Below are 18,411 nucleotides of genomic sequence, written 5' to 3'. Positions count from 1 at the left end.
CATGTCGCCACCGCTCTTGGCATCCAAGCGATCGAACATCACCGTAAACGCGTCCGCTTCTTCTCGACGGTTGAGTTGGTCAATGCGCTGGAGCAGGAAAAGGCCCAAAACAAGGCGGGGAAGATCGCTGAGGCGCTGGTGAAAACCGACTTGGTGATCCTGGATGAGTTGGGATATCTGCCGTTCAGCGCTTCGGGAGGCGCGTTGTTGTTCCACCTTCTCAGTAAACTCTACGAGCGCACCAGCGTCGTCATCACCACGAACTTGAGCTTCAGCGAATGGGCCAGCGTGTTCGGCGATGCGAAAATGACCACCGCGCTACTCGACCGCCTTACCCACCGCTGCCACATCCTGGAGACCGGCAATGACAGCTATCGGTTCAAGGCCAGCTCGGAGACAGCGAAAAAGAAACGAAAGGAGACAGCAGCATTGACGCCATCATGACGCAAAGAACATAACAGCTGGGTGGGTCAAGTCTCGGTGACAATGCCGGGTCAGTTCTCAGCGACAATCAACAACCCAAGCCGCCAAACGCGCGATCGAGGACGCCCTGTGGCACAACTCGATCAACATGGCCGAACTGTTTGGGTTCCCCAAAGAGGCGATGCAGATCAGCGTCGAGATCGGCGTGCAACAACCCGACCGCGTCCAGGTTGCCGATCTGTTGGACATCTTCCCCTATGGGCAGCCCACCGTGACGCTGCACGAGGGCGGGCTGGACATCCCGCGCCCAGACGGCGACGGCAACCCGACGCTCATCGCCAATGCCGCCCTGTCGGTCAGTTTCGACATGGAGCGCGCCAATGGCTGAACACCGCATGATCATCGAAATGGGCATGGGCAACGACCAGTATGGTATGGATTACACCAAGGCCGCCGCCCGCGCGATCGAGGACGCGATTCGCCATTCGGCCCTGCCGATCTTTGCTACGCTGGAGTTGACCACCGACGCGATGCGGGTTCACGTGACGGTGGGCGTACAAGAGCCTGACGAGGTTGATACCGACGCCCTGGCAGCCCGCCTGCCCCGCGGTCATGTCCAGGTCCGCGCTGTAAAGGGCGGGCTGAACGTGGTCAATCCGGCCGGCAACACCATCGTCATCGCAAGCGCGGCGGTCGAGGCATTCCTGCCCAAACAGGTCGGTTGGAAACTAAAGCATCAGACGTCGATATCCAGCGACAGCGCGTGAATACGCCCGACCAGACTGGCCCCCAGAGCCGCATGTACCGCGCGGTGCCGCTGAATGCGGGACTGGCCCTGAAACGCCTGTGACCGAATGCGGACATTGAAATGGCTCTCGCCTCCCTCACGGTGTCCGGCGTGACCACGATGGCTTTCGCTGTCGTCCACCACCTCGAGCACGGACGGGTCAAACGCCTCCTGCAGCCGGTCTTGAATGTCTTGTGTTACGCTCATCTGGTTCAATTGCGGAAAAAACTTTGCCGCACCCTCTTCTATCTGCCCACACATACTCTAAACTCCTGTCTCCGAGTCGAAAAGATGTGTCGAGAAGGTGCCCACAATGACAAAATCAGACCCGTTCGGTTTCGACATGTCCGTCAAGTCGGCCAAAAAGAAGAATCCACGCGGACGGCGCGGCATGTCCGGCGCGTCCGAAACCTCGGTGCGGCAGTGCCATCACGACGGATGCCAGGAGGCCGGCAAGTTCCGCGCACCGAAGGCTCCGGATGTGCTGGATGACTTTTTCTGGTTCTGCCAACAGCATGTGCGCGAATATAATCTGAAATGGAACTTCTTTGACGGCACGACCGAGGCCGAGATCAACGCGCAACAGACCAAGGACAAGGTCTGGGAACGCGCGACCAAACCGATGACCGACCCCGAAGCCCGTGCCTGGGCACGGCTGGGCATCGAAGATCCGCATCAGGTGCTGGGCGCAAACGCGACGCAGAATCCGGGTCGCAACGGCGGTGCCGCCAAACGTCTGCCACCCACGGAACGCCGTGCGGTCGAGATTCTGGAGGCCAAGGACAACTGGACCAAAACCGAAGTACGCAAGGCCTATAAGAAGCTGATCAAGGTGCTGCACCCCGACATGAACGGCGGCGACCGCAGCCAGGAAGAGCAATTGCAACTGGTGGTCTGGGCCTGGGATCAGATCAAGGCCAGCCGCAACTTCAAGGACTGACGCTTCATTCGCTTTCCCCGAACCGTGACGCCTGTCTTTTGATCCATGCGGGTCCTTCAAGCAGCACATAGGCACGTTCGGTGAACGGGTCGGCGACAATGCCGGAAAAAGCGGCCGCATAGGGATTGATGACAGGCACGGCTGCGGTTGGCCGCACAATGAACGGGAGCCTGCCGTCCTTCACTATCAGAACGGCGATGAATCCGGCCGCCGCTCCCATCGGCGCGTCGGCAGTCTGACGGATGTTGATCGGTTGCTCGGCGACCGCCCCTTTAGAGGGGCGCGCGTCTTTCCCGTTTCAGTTGTGGTCCTCTGCGGTATTCCTCGTGTACCGTGAGAATTTCCACAGCGCTCCCCTTGCCCTTGGGCGCGATATGTTGCACCACGTCTGAGTTTCGGGGGCGGTTCCCAGAGCAGCAGCAACGAGGACGACGGGCATGGCCGATGGCGTGATTGACATGAATGCGAAACCCACCGAGGACATCTCGGTCCAGGATGTGTTCGGAATCGACACGCCGATGGTGGTCAAGGGCTTTGCCGAGGCCACCGACCGCGTGCCCGAAGTCGACAATACCTACAAATTTGATCCTGACACGACACTGGCGATCCTGGCTGGCTTCAGCCACAATCGCCGGGTGATGATCCAGGGCTATCACGGCACCGGGAAATCGACCCACATCGAACAGGTTGCGGCGCGGCTGAACTGGCCCACCGTGCGGGTCAACCTGGACAGCCACATCAGCCGGATCGACCTGATCGGCAAAGACGCGATCAAACTGCGTGACGGCAAGCAGGTGACGGAATTCCACGAGGGCATCCTGCCTTGGGCGCTGCGCAACCCGACCGCCATCGTGTTCGATGAGTACGATGCCGGTCGCGCCGATGTGATGTTCGTGATCCAGCGCGTGCTTGAACATGACGGCAAGCTGACCCTGCTGGACCAGAACGAAATCATCACTCCAAACAAGTATTTCCGCCTGTTCGCCACCTCGAACACTGTCGGTCTGGGCGACACCACCGGGCTGTATCACGGCACCCAGCAGATCAACCAGGCGCAGATGGACCGCTGGAGCCTTGTGGCGACGCTGAACTATCTCAGCCACGATGCCGAAAGCGCAATCGTGCTGGCAAAGTCGCCGCATTACAACACCGCAGAGGGCCGCAAAAAGATCGGTCAGATGGTGACCGTCGCCGACCTGACCCGTACCGCGTTCATGAATGGCGACCTGAGCACTGTGATGAGCCCGCGAACGGTGATCACCTGGGCACAGAACGCCGAGATTTTCCGCAATGTGGGCTATGCTTTCCGCCTGTCGTTCCTGAACAAATGCGACGAACTTGAACGTCAGACCGTTGCCGAATTTTATCAGCGCTGCTTTGACGAGGAATTGCCGGAAAGCGCTGCGTCGCTAGCAGTGTGATGGCTGTCGGCAAGGGCCTTGCCGAAGGTATGGCTGTCGATCTGCTGCCTGAATGGATTGGGGATCGGATCGTGGTCAGCCTTGCCGATGACCGTGTGCGCCGCAACAGGATGAAGAGCTACCTCCCGGCCAATGGAATCGCCGCGGCCCGCTTTTTCGATGCCAGCGCCCCCGGATCTGCCGACGTTCGTGCGTTGTATGATGACGACAAGGTGCGCCGCTATCCTTCCTGTTTTCGATGCAACAGGCTTCGCTGTGCAAATGACGCATGCAACAATGTGCTTATTCCGCCTCAAGTGGCGAATTTTGCGTCCTTCCTGCGGGTCTGGCAGCACATCTGTGAAACCCAACTCATCACTCTTGTTATGGAAGACGACATCTGCGTGCATCCCTGGTTCGAAGCGGGAATGGCATGGTTGGACGCTGGCCTTGCCAAGGGGCGCATAGATTTCAGTCCGGATTTGCCACGGCTTATCCGGCTGGGTTGGGCATTGAACGACGATCACGAACAGGCCGGATCTTTTCAGCTGAGGGAAATAACGCGCATGAGCAACTGCATGCACATCCTGACCCCGGCCTATGCCCAAAAAATGCTGGAGCGATTTGAGGGCGTCGACACCACTTCAGATATCTATCTCCACAAAAACGCTGCCCGCCCGGGTGAAACCATGACGCTTTTCCCTCCGCTCGCATCCGAACTCTCTTGGTCGACCGGGCAAATCCCCAGCCGGATTCATCCCAAGGAAAAACACAGCGTCTACCTTCGATCCATCGGCGCCGAAAAAGATGCGCAAGAAAACGATCGCCTGATCGCAACTCATTTCAAACACATCTATTACCGTCCGCTCTTGATCACCGGCCACCCAAGATCAGGAACCGGCTATGCGGCAGGGCTGTGCCAGCAGCTGGGTCTGGACGTGGGGCACGAAAACGACGGCCAGGATGGCGTATCGTCGTGGATGATGGCGGTTGAGGCCGACGAAAACCCCTGGGCGGGGCACCCCGTCGCCAAATCGCGCAAAGCATTTCATTGCGATCTCATGATACAACTGGTCCGGGACCCGCGCACAGCAATCCCGTCGATCATACGTGAAAACCGCCATGCACCGAAGTCATTGGCGTTTCGTCGCACGCACATTCTGTCGCACACTGGTGTGGATATCGTCGAGAACCGTACGGAGATGGAAACCGCCTGTCTTTCTCTTTGCCTTTGGGCCGGGATAATCCGGTTGCAGCACCCCGGTTTTGTGTCCCGACTAGAGGACAAGCCCGAGATTTTGAGCCGCTTTCTTGAACGGTCCGGATATCCTGTCAAAAAGGTGACGCGGTTCGATACCACCAGGATCAACGCAGGCAAGCGATATCAGGGGTGCGTCTACCCCAAGCCGGACCTGACCGGTGCGGATTGGTCGGGTCTAACGATTGACGTGGTGGAACTTCTCGATGACTACTGCAAAACATATGGATACGCTCGGATTACGCCCATGAATGAGGATGCAGGCAGGACATGAACAAGCGCTCTGACAACCCCGCCGACCCGTTCAAAAAGGCCCTGGCCGAAGCCACCAAGGTGATGGCAGACGATCCCGAACTGAACATCAGCTATACGGTCGACCCCTCGGGCATGACCGGCGATTCGATGCGCCTGCCCCAGGTCAGCCGCCGGATGACCCGCGACGAGGTTTTGCTCGCGCGCGGGACCGCCGACGCGCTGGCCCTGCACCGCAAATACCATGACGCGGGCACCCATACGCGCTATGCCCCCCCCGGCGACATGGCACGCGATCTCTACGAGGCCATGGAAACCGCCCGCTGCGAAGCCATGGGTGCGCGCGAAATGCCCGGCACCGCTGGCAATATCGACGCCAAGATCGGCAACGACGCACTGCGCCGCGGCTATGACCAGATCACCCAGGCCTCTGAGGCACCGCTGGCCACGGCGGCGGGCTATCTGATCCGGCATCTGGCCACCGGGCGCGACATGCCACGCGGCGCGCAAAACGTGATGGACCTGTGGCGCGGCTTCATCGAGGATCAGGCTGGCGGAACACTGGAGAGCCTGCAGGAGCAACTGGCGGATCAGGCCGGTTTTGCGCGGTTTGCACGGCAGGTGATCTCGGACCTCGGCTATGGCGATCAGCTGGGCGACGATCCGGATATGGAAGACGAGAACCAGGAAGACGAGGCCGAAGATGACCTCCAGGACGAACAGGATCCCGACAGCACCGGCCAGGATGACGACGATCAGAACGCCGATGCCGACCCCGAACAATCCCAGGAAGACCAGCAGGACCAGTCGCAGGCTCAGGTCAGCGCCGATGACTTGGCCGATCAGGAGATGGGTGAAGACGCCGAGATGCCCGAGGGCGACGCGCCGCTGGAGCCCCCCGCGCCACAGCCGATGTCAGAGGCTGACCCCAGCTACAAGGTCTATCTCGCCGCACATGACGAAGAGATCGCCGCCGAAGACCTGGCCGAACCGGTCGAACTGGAGCGGCTGCGGGCCTATCTGGATCAACAACTGGAACCGCTGAAGGGGGCCGTGAGCCGTCTTGCCAACAAGCTGCAACGCCGCCTGCAGGCGCAGCAGAACCGCAGTTGGGAATTTGACCGGGAAGAGGGTATTCTGGACGCCGGTCGGCTGGCCCGCGTGGTTGCCAACCCAACCACACCGCTCAGCTTCAAGGTCGAAAAGGACACCGAATTCCGCGACACTATCGTGACCCTGCTGCTGGACAATTCCGGCAGCATGAGGGGCCGCCCGATCTCGATCGCCGCAATTTGTGCCGACGTCCTGGCGCGCACATTGGAACGCTGCAACGTCAAGGTCGAGATTTTGGGCTTTACCACCCGGGCCTGGAAGGGCGGACTGGCACGCGAGGCGTGGCTTAACGATGGCCGTCCGCAACAGCCGGGGCGTCTGAACGATCTGCGCCACATCATCTATAAACGCGCAGACGCCCCGTGGCGGCGGTCGCGGGACAATCTGGGCCTGATGATGAAAGAGGGGTTGCTTAAGGAGAACATCGACGGCGAGGCTCTGGAATGGGCACATCGGCGCATGGTCAACCGCCGCGAGGCGCGCAAGATCCTGATGGTGATTTCCGACGGCGCTCCGGTCGACGATTCGACCCTTTCGGTCAACCCGGCGAGTTATCTGGAAAAGCACCTGCGCGACGTGATCGCCATGGTCGAGAAACGCAAGGCCGTGGAACTACTGGCTATCGGTATTGGCCATGACGTGACCCGGTATTATGACCGCGCGGTGACCATCACCGACGTGGAACAGCTGGCCGGTGCGATGACGGAACAGCTGGCGGCGCTGTTTGACAAGGACCCGCGCGCGCGGGCGCGGTTAATGGGCATCCGCAAGGCCAGCTAGGGCATGTTGCGTTCAGTCCCGGACCTCGCATGCGAAACGCCGGGCCGACCCGTCAGTTCCGGTGGGTCTTGTAGCTTTCGCTGTAACAATCGCTGAACAGGCCGGTGACATTGCGTACCGATGTTACCTCGGTCCTGTCGGCGTTAAAGGTCATCTGCCAATACGTCAGGCCGATAAAATTTCCGTTGGCGTCATGCGCGTTGCTGGTGGCACAGATGACTGCATGGCCGCCAGAGCCATAGACCGGAGACAACTCCAGCCCCCGGATATGCTGAGGCCCGCCGACCTTTTCGAACAGCGCATCGGCAGCAAGATCCGCCGGATCGACCTTTTCCTCGCTGCCCTGCGCAAGCGCGGCGACTGGCAAGGCCATCAGGCAGGCGGCAAGGGTCAATCGCGTCATCGGCTCGCATCTTTTCTGACTTCACTGCCACGGTAGAGCGGACGCACCGAAAACAAAACAGAATTTACCTCTCACCAATCGCTCTGCCGGTGAATGTGCCCCCGGGGGCGCGGAAAATTTACCTGGCGCTGCCCATATCGCTGCGCACGATTGCCCCACAGGACGGCGCGCTGGACATTTGCACGCCGCACGCTCAGGTTTCCGCACATATCGGTGAATCAGACAGGATGCGCATGTTCCAAAGTTTCGAAGTGACCGCCCGCCCCGAACAGGGTCCGCCCCGTCTGGACCGGCTTCGTGCCGAATTGCAGGCCGAGGGGCTGGACGGCTTTCTGGTGCCGCGAGCCGACGCCCACCAGGGTGAATATGTGTCCGATCACGACGCCCGGCTGGCCTGGCTGACCGGCTTTACGGGATCGGCAGGGTTCTGCGCTGCGCTGCGCGAGGTGGCGGGCGTGTTCATCGACGGGCGCTATCGCACCCAGGTCAAATCGCAGGTGGCGGATGTTTATACCCCGGTGCCCTGGCCCGATGTCACCCTGCCCGACTGGCTGAAACAGCAACTGCCCGACGGCGGGCGCGTCGGCTTTGATCCGTGGCTGCATACCCTGGCCGAGGTCGAGCGCTGGGGAGAGGCTCTGACCGATTCGGGGATCGAGATGGTGCAATGCGCCAATCTGGTCGACCGTATCTGGACCGACCAGCCGGCCCCGCCGATGGCACCAATCAAAGCCCATCCGCTGGAATTCGCGGGCGAAACCGCAGGTGACAAATGCACCCGGCTGGCGGCTGAACTGCGCGAGGCCGGGCATGATGCGGCGGTGCTGACACAGCCGGACTCGATCATGTGGCTGCTCAACATCCGCGGCGCGGACATCCCCCGCAACCCGGTGGCGCATGGTTTTGCAGTCCTGCACGACGACGGGCGGGTCGATCTGTTTATGGCGGCGCAGAAACTCTCGGATCTGGGCACCCACCTGGACCGCCACGTGACGGTCCACGACCCCCAGGCCTTTCTGTATGCGCTGACACAGCTGTCGGGCCGGGTGCGGCTCGACAAAACATCGGCACCGCAAAAGGTCGCCGATGCGCTGGGGGACAGGGCGGTTCCCGGCGACGATCCCTGCGCCCTGCCCAAGGCCCGCAAAAACGCGGCCGAGATTGCAGGCAGCGCAGCCGCACATCTGCGCGACGGGGCCGCGCTGGTCGAACTGCTGGCCTGGCTGGACAACCAGCCCGCCAACAGCGTCACCGAAATCCAGGTGGTCCGCCGTCTGGAGGAACTGCGCCGCCGCGACAACGCCCTGCAGGATATCAGCTTTGAGACCATTGCCGGAACCGGACCCAACGGTGCGATCATGCACTATCGGGTCAGCGAAGATACCGACAGTCGGCTGCAGGACGGTCACCTGCTGGTGCTGGACAGTGGCGGGCAATATCTGGACGGCACCACCGACATCACCCGCACCATCGCCATCGGCCAGGTCGGAGAGGAAGAACGCGCCGCATTCACCCGCGTATTGCAGGGCATGATCAACATGTCCCTGCTGCGCTGGCCGCGCGGTTTGGCCGGGCGCGATATCGAAGCGGTGGGCCGGATGCCATTGTGGCTGGCGGGGCAGGATTTCAACCATGGCCTGGGCCACGGGGTCGGCGCCTATCTCAGCGTACACGAAGGCCCGCAGCGCCTGAGCAGGCTATCTACCGTGCCGCTGGAACCGGGTATGATTCTGTCCAACGAGCCGGGGTATTACCGCGAAGGCGCATTTGGCATCCGGATCGAGAACCTGATCGTGGTGCAAGACGCGCCCGCGCTGCCCGGCAGTGACGCGGAACGGCAGATGCTGACGTGGCGGACGCTGACCTATGTGCCCATCGACCGGCGATTGATCGTCACCGACATGCTGACATCCTCACAGCGCAAATGGCTGAATACCTATCACGCCGAGGTCCGCGAAAAGATCGCCCCACGGGTGGGCAAGGCGGCAAATCTGTGGTTGGATGCGGCAACAACCCCGTTGTGAACCCGGGGAAAGCCCTGTCGCGGCCCGTTCCAGTCGGCCGCGACGTCCGTTTCAGGGAGTGAAAACGATGGCCGATCATATTCGTATCCGCAAGGCGGGCGGCACCTGGACCGTGCGATCAGGCGGGGCCGTACTGGGGGAAACAACCAATGCGCTCGAACTGAGCGAGGGCGATTACCCCCCGGTGATCTATTTTCCGCGCGCCGACATCGCCATGGCAATGCTTGAGCCAACCGACACATCGACCCATTGTCCACACAAGGGAGACGCGCGCTACTTTGACATCGTCAATAAATCGTCGGTCAGCAAAGATGGCGCCTGGAGCTACGAAGAACCGCTGAACACCGTGGCCGGGATCAAGGATCATCTGGCATTCTACACCAATGACTCGGTCAAGGTCGAACAGATCTGAAGCCCCTTTCCGGGCCGGGTATCCGCAGTACCGGGACCTAGCCGATCAGTTGCGCGCCCAGGGCGAAAGCCACCGCAATCACGCCGCCGCATGCCGCCAGAATCGACCAAAGCTGGGCCGGGCGCATCGCGCCAATGATCTGTCCGATGGTCAAGGTTTCAGGCGTCAATGGCGCTGTGTCCTGCGCCGGTACCGCCTGATCTCCGGGTGGTTTCAACTTCTCCTTCCAACTGGCTAGGATCCCGTTGAATGCCTGGGAATTCAGAGCGCTGACATCCAGCGGCACCGCATGGACATACCAGTCATAGCCCGGCTCCAGCAGCCCCTCTTCGCGGATCCCTTCCTGGACCAGAACCAGCAACGGCAAGCCACGGCTGTAGGACATCGCCGCTTCGATCTGGTTCCAGGGGGTGGCCAGCCGGGTTTCACCCATTGCCTGTTCCTTGTCGCCTCCGCGCTTTTGGACGCCCTGCGGGAAATAGGTTCGCTCCAGCGCAACCACGATGGTTCCCGAACAGGCGCTCATCAGCCGCTCGACCGTGGTGAGCGGAGCATCCGAAGAAAACGTGTTGCGCCCGACCGTGTTGGGCACCAGCCCCTCGGCGCGCAGCCGTTGTTCCAGCGCGGTGACAAACGCCTCTTGCCGATCATTCGCCGTGCCTCCTACGCTTAGAAAAACATCCTTTCCCGACACTGAACCATCCTTCTCGCCAAGAGATCTTTAGCATGGACGCAATACCTGAGTTGGGCAAGCTCCACCCCAATCGCCCCCGCTCCAAACGGCCCCCGTCCCGGTCAGGAATGTTCCTCGGCTGCGGTTTCCGCCAGCGCGCGATTATACGCCTTGAGCGCATCGATGTGAAACAGCGCGCCAACCAGACGCGGGGTCGCATCGTTCTTGTCCAGGATGACCACAGGAACAAACCCATCTTCTGACCGTTCCAGTTGCGCCAGGGCCGTTTCCAGCGTGACCGAGGGCGTGATGCATATGCCCTGCGCAACCAGTTCGGCACAGCGGTCCGGATCTGCGGCCCGGTCATCTTCGGTCGTGCGCATCACCCCGCCGACTCGGATCATCGACATCAAATAGGCCTGTGGGCCGGCCGCCAAATGAATGTCGCGGCGTTCCAGTTGCGTCAAAAAGAACGACCGGTCCACCAACCGGCTGGCCAGGGCCGTGGACATGCTGATCGAGACCATGACCGCAATCCCGATCTGCCAATCCCCCGTCAGCTCGAACACGATCAGCGTGGTCGAGATCGGCGCGCCCAGTACGGCGGCGGCCACCGCCCCCATCCCGGCAAAGGCATACAATGTGTAAGCACCCGATACATCCGGCAGAACCCCGGTCGCGATGATGCCAAACGCCAGCCCGGACAGCGCGCCCACCATCAGCGACGGGGAAAACACCCCGCCTCCCATACGCCCGCCAAAGGTGATGGCCACCGCGACGGTTTTCAGAACCGCGAACACGATCGCCTCGTTCAGCAGCAACTGGCCCTTCAGTGCCAGCAGCGTGGTTTCATAGCCGACCCCGATGATATGGGGATACCAGATCGCAATCCCTCCCAGCATCGCCCCCGCCAGGGCCGGGCGCAACCATCGCGGAATCCCGAAACGGTCCTGCACATGGCTCCCCATATCCTCGGCCCAGAAAATCGACCGCATGAACACGGCCGCGATCACGCCGCAAACCAGACCCAGAATCAGGAACGCGGGCAGTTCGACATAAAACTGCAATGCACCGGGCGTGATCAGGTTGAACTCGGCCACGTCGCCAAAATTCAACCGGTTAATCACCGTTCCGGCCACCGAGGCAATCACGATCGGCGCAAAGGCATGCACCGCAAAATGGCGCAACACGACTTCGAGCGCGAACAGCGCTCCGGCAATCGGGGCATTGAAACTGGCCGACACGGCCGCCGCAACGGCACAGCCCAGCAGGTCGCGCCCGGTGATGCCGTCCGCATGGATACGATCGCTGACCCAGGTCGAAATCACCCCGGCCATATGCACAACCGGTCCCTCGCGCCCGGACGAGCCGCCCGAACTGAGCGTGATCAGCGAGGCGAAAACCGACGCAATCCCTGCGCGGGTTTCAACCCGACCTTCACCCAAAGCGGACCCCTCGATCACGTCCGCAACGGCGCGTACCCGGGCATCATCGGTGAAACGGTGCAGGATCAGCCCGACAATCAGCCCCCCGGCAATGGGAATGCCCAGGATCCAGTACCACGGCAACGATACCGCATGACTGTGCAGAAGCTGAACGTCATCCGTGCCATAAAGCGCGGCCTGCAATTCCGAAATACCCAGACGAAATCCGAGCGCGGCGAACCCTGCCGCGATTCCGATGACCAGGGCGATGAACCAGAACTGGATCTGGCTGGGGCCGCGGTGCCGCAATACCTGCAAACCCTGCTTGCAGGCGGCCCCTGCCTGCGCAAGCTGCTGTGACAGGATCGAGCGGAGAGAAACGGCCATCAGAGCCTCGCGCGGGGTCGTTGGGCTTCCTGTTTAGGACAGGGTCAGGGCCGGGAAAACCCCGGACCTGAATTCAGGTCCGGGCCGAGACGTTTATGCCGCGATCCCAGTCGATACTGCAGATATCCACACCCGGGCGGATCCGGCCTAAAAACAGGGATCCAGCTTGTCGCCCCTGCAGACTTGATCGGGAACCACGAACCCCGGAGGGGCGTTGCGGCTGACCCGATCGACTCGACCGTTGCGCCTGAACGGGTCGTTGCTTTCGCCACCAGCTTCTGCAGCGGCGGGGGTAGGATCCGGCGCGGCCGGCGTGGGATCCGGCGCAGGCGATGGACCCACAACCGCAGAGGCAGCCGAAGCAGACAGAAGTGCGCATGCAAAGAGAAGAGAGGGCGCACAGCGCCGAACGACACTAACAAACGTCATAATAATCACCACAAAACTAGGTACAACTTGATAAAAATACACCCATACGGCGTCGTGTCAAAATCAAACACCCTGCAACCGGGAAATTCGTCGGCCGTGGTTAACTCGGCCAACGGGCGGATTCGGTCACCCGCCCAACAGCGCCCGAGCCGCGGCGCGGGCCTCGGCGGTGATGGTGTCGCCGGCCAGCATCCGCGCAATCTCGTCGGTTCGCTCATCCCCGGGCAGCGCCACCACCTCAGACAGCGTCGCGCCATCCACAACCTGTTTCTGCACCCGCCAGTGATGCGTGCCCCGGGCCGCCACCTGCGGGCTGTGCGTGACGACCAGAACCTGGCCGCCCCGCGCCAGGTCCGCCAGCCGCCGCCCGACCGCATCCGCCGTCGCACCGCCCACCCCCCGGTCGATTTCATCGAAAATCATCGTCAATCCGCTATCGGTTCCCGTCAGACACACCTTGAGCGCCAGCAGAAAACGGCTCAGCTCCCCCCCCGAGGCGATCTTGTTCAGCGGCCCCGCCGGAGCACCGGGATTGGTGGCGACGGTAAAGGTGGCGGTGTCCGTGCCTTCGGGGCCGGGATCGGCGGGGGTCAGGACCGTGTGGAACTCGGCCCGCTCCATCTTGAGCGGTGCAAGCTCGGCCATCACCGCCCGATCCAGCGCCTGACCGGCCTGCGCACGTTGCGCACTCAGCGATTGAGCGGCCCCATCATACACGGCCTGCGCCGCCTGCAATTCCGCCTGTTGCCTGGCCAGATCGGCATCGCCGGCATCCAGCGCCGCCAATCGGCCTCGCAGGCTTTGGGCCAGATCGGCCAGCTCATCCGGCGCGGTGTCGTGTTTGCGCGCCATGGCCCGGATCGCGAACAGGCGCTCTTCGGTCGCCTCCAACTCGTTGGGGTCAAACTCCAGCGCATCCAGGCTGGCCTGAACCCCCGCGTGCGCCTCGCCCAGTTCAATCATCGCCCGGTTCAACGCCGCCAGCGGCGCCTCCAGCGTCCCGTCGGCCCGTTCGATCACCCCGTCCAGCCAGCGTAACGCCTCGCCCATGGAGCCTTCGGCACCGTTACTGCCCAACAGATCATAGGCGCGCGCGACATCGTCGCGTATCCGCGCAGCGCCCTGCATCCGGCGGCGATCCGCGTCCAGCGCGGCGTCCTCGCCCGGCTGAGGATCCAGCGTGTCCAGTTCTGCGACGGCATGGCGCAGGAATTCCTCTTCGCTGCGGATCGCATCCAACGCGGCCTGCGTCGCCGCCACCGCCTTGCGCGCCACCCCAAGCGCAGCCCAGGCCGCACGCGTCGCATCGCGCGCCGCCTCAAGGCTCCCGAACGAATCCAGCATGGCACGATGTCCGCGCGGGTCCAGCAGGCCCCGATCGTCATGCTGTCCGTGCAGCTCGACCAGCGTCTCCGACAGTGCCCGCAGCACCTCTCCCGAGCAACGCCGGTCATTGACCCAAGCCGTCTTGCGCCCGTCCACGGTATTGATGCGCCGCAGAATCAGCTCGTCACTGTCGGGCAGCCCCGCTGCGGCCAGAACCGCGTGGGCCGCATGGCCTGCGGGCAGATCAAAGACCGCGACCACTTCACCTTGAGCGGCACCCTGACGCACCAGTTCGGCCCGGCCACGCCAGCCCAGAACGAACCCCAGCGAATCCAGAAGAATCGATTTCCCCGCCCCGGTTTCGCCGGTCAGCACGTTCAGCCCCGGTTGAAACGCAAGGTCGAGCCGATCGATGATCAGCATGTCGCGAATATCAAGCGTGCGCAGCATATTCAGCTTCGCGGATCGGGCATCGGGCCCACCGCGCCCCTACAACCACTGGCCCTTGACAGATTGACGATAGATGTTGCTCAGCCAATTGTTGCCCCGGTCCTTCATCTTCAGGCCCTGGCTTGTAAGCAGTTTGTACGCATCCTGGTACCATTCCGAGGATTGATAGTTGTATCCCAGAATCGCTCCGGCGGTTTGTGCCTCGTCAACCAGCCCCAGCGACAGATAGGCCTCGATGAGGCGGAACAGGGCTTCGGCGGTGTGGCTGGTGGTCTGGAAATCCTCGACCACGACCCGGAACCGGTTGATCGCCGCCGTGAAATGATTCCGCCGCAGGTAATACCGCCCGATCTCCATTTCCTTGCCCGCCAGGTGGTCGAACGCCAGCTCGAACTTCAGGATCGCCGTGGTGGCATATTCACTGTCCGGATACACTTCGATCACCGTGCGCAGCGCCTGCAGGGCCTGAAAGGTCAACCCCTGGTCGCGCCCGACCTCGTCGATCTGATCATAATAGGACAGCGCCAGCAGATATTGGGCATAGGCCGCATCTTCGTCCGCCGGGTAAAAGTCGATATAGCGCTGCGCGGCCGAGCGGCTGTTGGGGTAGTCCTTGTCCTGATGATAGGAATACGCCTGCATGATCAGCGCCCGTTTCGCCCAGGTCGAATAGGGATACAGGCGCTCGACCTCGGAAAAGAAATAGGCCGCGTTTTCGTTCTGATCGCGCTCCAGTTCGAATTCGCCACGCTGATAGATTTGCTCGGGCGAATAGGCATCCAGCGACTCGGTACGATCAACCCTGTCCCTGCCGCTGCATGCGGCCAGAACAGCCATGATTAGAACGGCACCAATGAACTTGGCCCTGGATTTACCACCGATCATGCTTGACCAACCTCGTCGCCCTCTGCGGGGTCTTCCCCTGCTCGCGCTTGGGTCTAGCACATTAATTTCTGGTGCAAAACGTCTTAAAGTCATTGGCAGAGGCGAACTTGGCACCGCGTGTGTGAACGGCTATGCGACCTGGGGTATTTCCGACCAGACAAGCCCCTGCCCCGGCAGACGCGACGCCATGTCGCCATCACAGACAACCATACGCACCGCACCGGGTGTCGCAAAGAGTTCACGCAACAGGGTGTTCGTCAGCGAGTGCCCCGAACGTTCGCCAACATAGCGCCCCAGAATTGGTCCACCCGCCAGTGCCAGGTCGCCCAAGGCATCCAACATTTTGTGGCGCACCGCTTCGTCCACATGACGAAATCCGCCGGGACTCAGCACATCGTCGCCATCAACCACGACCGCGTTGTCCAATGTGCCGCCCAGGGCGAGCCCATGCTCGTGCATCGCATCCACATCCGCCTGCCGGCAGAAGGTGCGGCTGTCACACAGCTCGCGGGCAAAGGCACCGTTGCGCATGTCCAGAACCTTGCTCTGGCGACCGATCGCACTGTCTTCGAAATCGATATGAAATTCGATCTCGAACCTGTCGGACGGCAGCAGCGAAGCCCGCGCGCCATCCTTTTCAACCGTGACCGGTTTCAGAATTTCAAGAGCCAGCACCGGCGCGGCCTGCACCTGTACACCCCGTGCCATTATGCCGCGCACAAAGGGGGCCGCCGAGCCGTCCAGAATCGGAACTTCGGGACCGTCGATTTCAATCAGCGCATTGATGACACCGCAGCCCGACAGCGCGGCCATTACATGCTCCACGGTGGAAACCGACACACCGGCCTCGTTCACCAACCGGGTACACAGCGGGCTGCGGTCGACTTTGCTCCAGACGGCCGGAATGACGGCGTTGCCCAGTTCGATATCGACGCGGCGAAACCGGATGCCATGGCCGGGCTGTGCCGGACGCAGAACCATACGTGTCGCCGCACCGCTGTGCAGTCCGACACCTTCAAACACGACGGGGCCTTTAAGCGTATGTTGCAAGATGAGCCTCTATCCGTTGCTCCAGCCACGTTCGGGCTGGTGTGCAATCAGTTAAGATGCTGTGCCGCCAGGCTCAACTCAATCTTTGCAACCGATTGAAACATGGCTGTAACATATCGGCAGAACACCGCTTCGCGCATTGTAATGCCATGTTTTAAAATGAAAAAGGGCCACGAAACCGTGGCCCTCAAATCGCATTTTGTGACGAGTTCAGTTCGCCTGGCGGCGCAGAAATGCCGGGATCTCGATCCGATCCTGATCCTGGGCCGCCTCGTCCCGCGCCTGTTCCCTTACGTCAGGCTGGCGCATCGTGGGCTGGTGCCGCACCGCCTGCGCACCACGGTCCGCCGGTGTGTCGGCGGCATGGCCGGTCATACGGTTGATCAACGAGTTGACACTGAAACGGGCCTTGTCCGCACCGGACTGGGCATTCTGAACATCCTGACCGCCTTGCACCACATTCATGCCCCGCTGCGGTGTCGGAGTTGCCTTTTGCGCTGCGACCTGCAACCGCTTCAGCGTATCAGGCGAAGGCGTGCCCGGCGCAGGTGCGCGCGGTGCGACAAATGTATCCGGCTCGGCATCCATCTGCGCGGTGCGCGGTTCAAACGCGGGCATCTGCGGCTTGTAGGCCGGGGGCGGCAACCCGTCATCCTCGATCCGTTCGTCGAATTCGGGTTCGAACAGATCCTGAGCCTGCGCGGCGATCGCTTCGCGCGGTTGAGGGTCGCCAAACAATTCCGGTTCGTCTTCGGCTTCGCTCACCGCGGCCATGACCGGCTGCGGCGCGTCTTCGCGGTGTGTCTCTTCGGCGGCCACGGTCTGGCGCAGCGGCGTGGACATCGAGCGGCGCGGCACCGGGATTTCGGTATTCACATCCATTGCATCGATGCCGGTGGCCACGACGCTGACCCGCATGGTGCCTTCCATCGCGGTGTCAAGCGTGCTGCCGACGATGATATTGGCTTCGGGGTCGACCTCTTCACGGATCCGGTTGGCGGCCTCGTCCAGTTCGAACAGGGTCAAATCGTGGCTGCCGGTGATGTTGATCAGAACGCCCTTGGCGCCCTTGAGGCTGATTTCGTCCAGCAGCGGGTTTGCAATGGCCTTTTCGGCAGCCTGGATGGCGCGGTCTTCGCCCTCGCCCTCGCCGGTGCCCATCATCGCCTTGCCCATCTCGTCCATCACCGCGCGCACGTCGGCAAAGTCGAGGTTGATCAGGCCGGGGCGCACCATCAGGTCCGTCACACCCTTGACGCCCTGATACAGCACATCGTCCGCCATGCTGAAGGCTTCGGTAAAGGTGGTCTTCTCGTTGGCCAGACGGAACAGGTTCTGGTTCGGGATGATGATCAGCGTATCGACCATCTTCTGCAGCGTCTCAACGCCATCCTCGGCCTGGCGCATGCGCTTGGCACCTTCGAACTGGAACGGTTTGGTGACGACGCCTACGGTCAGCACACCCAGTTCCCGCGCCGCCTGTGCGATGATCGGGGCCGCGCCGGTGCCGGTGCCCCCGCCCATGCCCGCCGTGATGAAACACATATGCGCGCCCGCCAGATGGTCGACGATCTGCTCGATGCTTTCCTCGGCGGCTGCCGCGCCGACACTGGCCCGTGCTCCGGCTCCCAACCCTTCGGTCACCTTGACGCCCAACTGAACGCGGTTCTGCGCCTTGCTTTGTTGCAGCGCCTGCGCATCGGTGTTGGCGACCACGAACTCGACCCCGTCGAGTTGCTTTTCGATCATGTTGTTGACCGCGTTGCCGCCTGCCCCCCCAACACCGAACACGGTGATCCGAGGTTTCAAGTCGTCCTGTCCGGGCATCGAAAGGTTCAATGTCATTGTAGGTTCCGCCTGTGCTGCCGACCCGCATTCGCGAGTGTTTTTACCGTAATATTCCCCCGACTCTACCTGTCTGCGTGTCGGGCGTCACCAAAAAAACGCAAAAATACCCCAAAATATGGGCAGAATCATGCTTGTCCCCGCGCGATC

General features: G+C 61.8%; 17 protein-coding genes and 1 pseudogene. 9 read left to right on the top strand and 9 right to left on the bottom strand.

Going from position 1 to position 18,411, the window contains the following annotated elements; translation table 11 throughout:
• From NANH_RS0119675 to NANH_RS0119665, 3 genes and pseudogenes are all read left to right on the top strand, one after another.
• Positions 1-444 (top strand): ATP-binding protein (locus tag NANH_RS0119675; protein ID WP_027263622.1); only part of this gene is annotated, 444 nt, incomplete at its 5' end.
• A 52-nt stretch (positions 445-496) separates the two neighbouring features.
• A pseudogene (locus tag NANH_RS26625) lies at positions 497-811 on the top strand (Lin0512 family protein); the annotation flags it as partial.
• A complete protein-coding gene (locus NANH_RS0119665; protein WP_027263621.1) occupies positions 804-1,190 on the top strand; it encodes a Lin0512 family protein in 387 nt (128 codons plus the stop codon). The pseudogene NANH_RS26625 and the gene NANH_RS0119665, both read left to right, overlap by 8 nt.
• On the opposite strand, the gene NANH_RS0119660 is transcribed toward NANH_RS0119665, so the two are convergent.
• The gene (locus NANH_RS0119660) at positions 1,160-1,417 is read right to left on the bottom strand and encodes a BolA family protein (protein ID WP_027263620.1); all 258 of its coding nucleotides are present in this window, start codon (positions 1,415-1,417) and stop codon (positions 1,160-1,162) included. The genes NANH_RS0119665 and NANH_RS0119660 overlap by 31 nt on opposite strands.
• 106 nt (positions 1,418-1,523) lie before the next feature.
• Here NANH_RS0119660 and NANH_RS0119655 point away from each other — a divergent pair, with 106 nt between their 5' ends.
• Entirely contained in the window at positions 1,524-2,150 is a 627-nt protein-coding gene (locus NANH_RS0119655; RefSeq protein ID WP_027263619.1) for a DnaJ domain-containing protein, read from the top strand.
• 4 nt (positions 2,151-2,154) lie between these two features.
• Here NANH_RS0119655 and NANH_RS0119650 read toward each other — a convergent pair whose 3' ends face one another.
• On the bottom strand, positions 2,155-2,370 hold the full coding sequence (locus NANH_RS0119650) for a hypothetical protein (protein WP_027263618.1): 216 nt from the start codon (positions 2,368-2,370) through the stop codon (positions 2,155-2,157).
• Positions 2,371-2,587: 217 nt separating this feature from the next.
• Between NANH_RS0119650 and cobS the strand changes: the two genes are divergently transcribed.
• From cobS to cobT, 3 genes are read left to right on the top strand one after another with little or no spacing between them, the layout of a single operon-like run.
• Positions 2,588-3,571 (top strand): cobaltochelatase subunit CobS, encoded by a 984-nt coding sequence (gene cobS / locus NANH_RS0119645; protein ID WP_027263617.1) that lies wholly within the window; start codon positions 2,588-2,590, stop codon positions 3,569-3,571.
• On the top strand, positions 3,571-5,082 hold the full coding sequence (locus NANH_RS0119640) for a glycosyltransferase family 25 protein (protein WP_027263616.1): 1,512 nt from the start codon (positions 3,571-3,573) through the stop codon (positions 5,080-5,082). Before cobS ends, NANH_RS0119640 begins: the two co-directional genes overlap by 1 nt.
• A complete protein-coding gene (gene cobT / locus NANH_RS0119635; protein WP_027263615.1) occupies positions 5,079-6,953 on the top strand; it encodes a cobaltochelatase subunit CobT in 1,875 nt (624 codons plus the stop codon). The genes NANH_RS0119640 and cobT overlap by 4 nt, the downstream gene beginning before the upstream one ends.
• A gap of 52 nt (positions 6,954-7,005) precedes the next feature.
• On the opposite strand, the gene NANH_RS0119630 is transcribed toward cobT, so the two are convergent.
• Positions 7,006-7,356 carry a hypothetical protein gene (locus NANH_RS0119630; protein ID WP_027263614.1) on the bottom strand — a complete coding sequence of 117 codons (351 nt, stop codon included), beginning with the start codon at positions 7,354-7,356 and terminating at the stop codon, positions 7,006-7,008.
• A gap of 233 nt (positions 7,357-7,589) precedes the next feature.
• Between NANH_RS0119630 and NANH_RS0119625 the strand changes: the two genes are divergently transcribed.
• Together NANH_RS0119625 and NANH_RS0119620 are read left to right on the top strand one after the other, a co-directional pair.
• Entirely contained in the window at positions 7,590-9,380 is a 1,791-nt protein-coding gene (locus tag NANH_RS0119625) for an aminopeptidase P family protein (protein ID WP_027263613.1), read from the top strand.
• Between the two features lie 67 nt (positions 9,381-9,447).
• Entirely contained in the window at positions 9,448-9,792 is a 345-nt protein-coding gene (locus tag NANH_RS0119620; RefSeq protein ID WP_027263612.1) for a DUF427 domain-containing protein, read from the top strand.
• 37 nt (positions 9,793-9,829) lie between these two features.
• Here NANH_RS0119620 and NANH_RS0119615 read toward each other — a convergent pair whose 3' ends face one another.
• The 6 genes from NANH_RS0119615 to ftsZ all read right to left on the bottom strand — a co-directional run bounded on the left by NANH_RS0119615 (position 9,830) and on the right by ftsZ (position 18,261).
• Entirely contained in the window at positions 9,830-10,486 is a 657-nt protein-coding gene (locus tag NANH_RS0119615; protein WP_027263611.1) for a hypothetical protein, read from the bottom strand.
• 101 nt (positions 10,487-10,587) lie between these two features.
• Positions 10,588-12,276, bottom strand: a complete 1,689-nt coding sequence (locus NANH_RS0119610) for a chloride channel protein (RefSeq protein WP_027263610.1) — start codon at positions 12,274-12,276, stop codon at positions 10,588-10,590.
• Between the two features lie 555 nt (positions 12,277-12,831).
• A complete protein-coding gene (gene recN, locus NANH_RS0119605) occupies positions 12,832-14,481 on the bottom strand; it encodes a DNA repair protein RecN (protein ID WP_027263609.1) in 1,650 nt (549 codons plus the stop codon).
• Between the two features lie 39 nt (positions 14,482-14,520).
• The gene (locus NANH_RS0119600; protein WP_027263608.1) at positions 14,521-15,366 is read right to left on the bottom strand and encodes an outer membrane protein assembly factor BamD; all 846 of its coding nucleotides are present in this window, start codon (positions 15,364-15,366) and stop codon (positions 14,521-14,523) included.
• Positions 15,367-15,495: 129 nt separating this feature from the next.
• Entirely contained in the window at positions 15,496-16,416 is a 921-nt protein-coding gene (gene lpxC / locus NANH_RS0119595) for a UDP-3-O-acyl-N-acetylglucosamine deacetylase (RefSeq protein WP_027263607.1), read from the bottom strand.
• Positions 16,417-16,626: 210 nt separating this feature from the next.
• Complete coding sequence (ftsZ, locus tag NANH_RS0119585) at positions 16,627-18,261, bottom strand: cell division protein FtsZ (protein WP_027263606.1); 1,635 nt, start codon at positions 18,259-18,261, stop codon at positions 16,627-16,629.
• Positions 18,262-18,411 lie beyond the last annotated feature (150 nt).

The sequence above is a fragment of the Sedimentitalea nanhaiensis DSM 24252 genome (assembly GCF_000473225.1).
Classification (GTDB): Bacteria; Pseudomonadota; Alphaproteobacteria; order Rhodobacterales; family Rhodobacteraceae; genus Sedimentitalea; species Sedimentitalea nanhaiensis.
The sequence above is the reverse complement of the archived record's forward strand: the minus strand, read 5'-3'. Positions and strand labels throughout refer to the sequence as shown.

Coding starts and splice junctions, on each gene's coding strand:
- NANH_RS0119640 (WP_027263616.1), top strand. CDS start 3,571: ATGGCTGTCGGCAAGGGCCTTGCCGAAGGTATGGCTGTCGATCTGCTG.
- ftsZ (WP_027263606.1), bottom strand. CDS start 18,261: ATGACATTGAACCTTTCGATGCCCGGACAGGACGACTTGAAACCTCGG.
- NANH_RS0119655 (WP_027263619.1), top strand. CDS start 1,524: ATGACAAAATCAGACCCGTTCGGTTTCGACATGTCCGTCAAGTCGGCC.
- NANH_RS0119610 (WP_027263610.1), bottom strand. CDS start 12,276: ATGGCCGTTTCTCTCCGCTCGATCCTGTCACAGCAGCTTGCGCAGGCA.
- recN (WP_027263609.1), bottom strand. CDS start 14,481: ATGCTGCGCACGCTTGATATTCGCGACATGCTGATCATCGATCGGCTC.
- NANH_RS0119630 (WP_027263614.1), bottom strand. CDS start 7,356: ATGACGCGATTGACCCTTGCCGCCTGCCTGATGGCCTTGCCAGTCGCC.
- cobT (WP_027263615.1), top strand. CDS start 5,079: ATGAACAAGCGCTCTGACAACCCCGCCGACCCGTTCAAAAAGGCCCTG.
- NANH_RS0119650 (WP_027263618.1), bottom strand. CDS start 2,370: ATGGGAGCGGCGGCCGGATTCATCGCCGTTCTGATAGTGAAGGACGGC.
- cobS (WP_027263617.1), top strand. CDS start 2,588: ATGGCCGATGGCGTGATTGACATGAATGCGAAACCCACCGAGGACATC.
- NANH_RS0119625 (WP_027263613.1), top strand. CDS start 7,590: ATGTTCCAAAGTTTCGAAGTGACCGCCCGCCCCGAACAGGGTCCGCCC.
- NANH_RS0119600 (WP_027263608.1), bottom strand. CDS start 15,366: ATGATCGGTGGTAAATCCAGGGCCAAGTTCATTGGTGCCGTTCTAATC.
- NANH_RS0119660 (WP_027263620.1), bottom strand. CDS start 1,417: ATGAGCGTAACACAAGACATTCAAGACCGGCTGCAGGAGGCGTTTGAC.
- NANH_RS0119620 (WP_027263612.1), top strand. CDS start 9,448: ATGGCCGATCATATTCGTATCCGCAAGGCGGGCGGCACCTGGACCGTG.
- NANH_RS0119665 (WP_027263621.1), top strand. CDS start 804: ATGGCTGAACACCGCATGATCATCGAAATGGGCATGGGCAACGACCAG.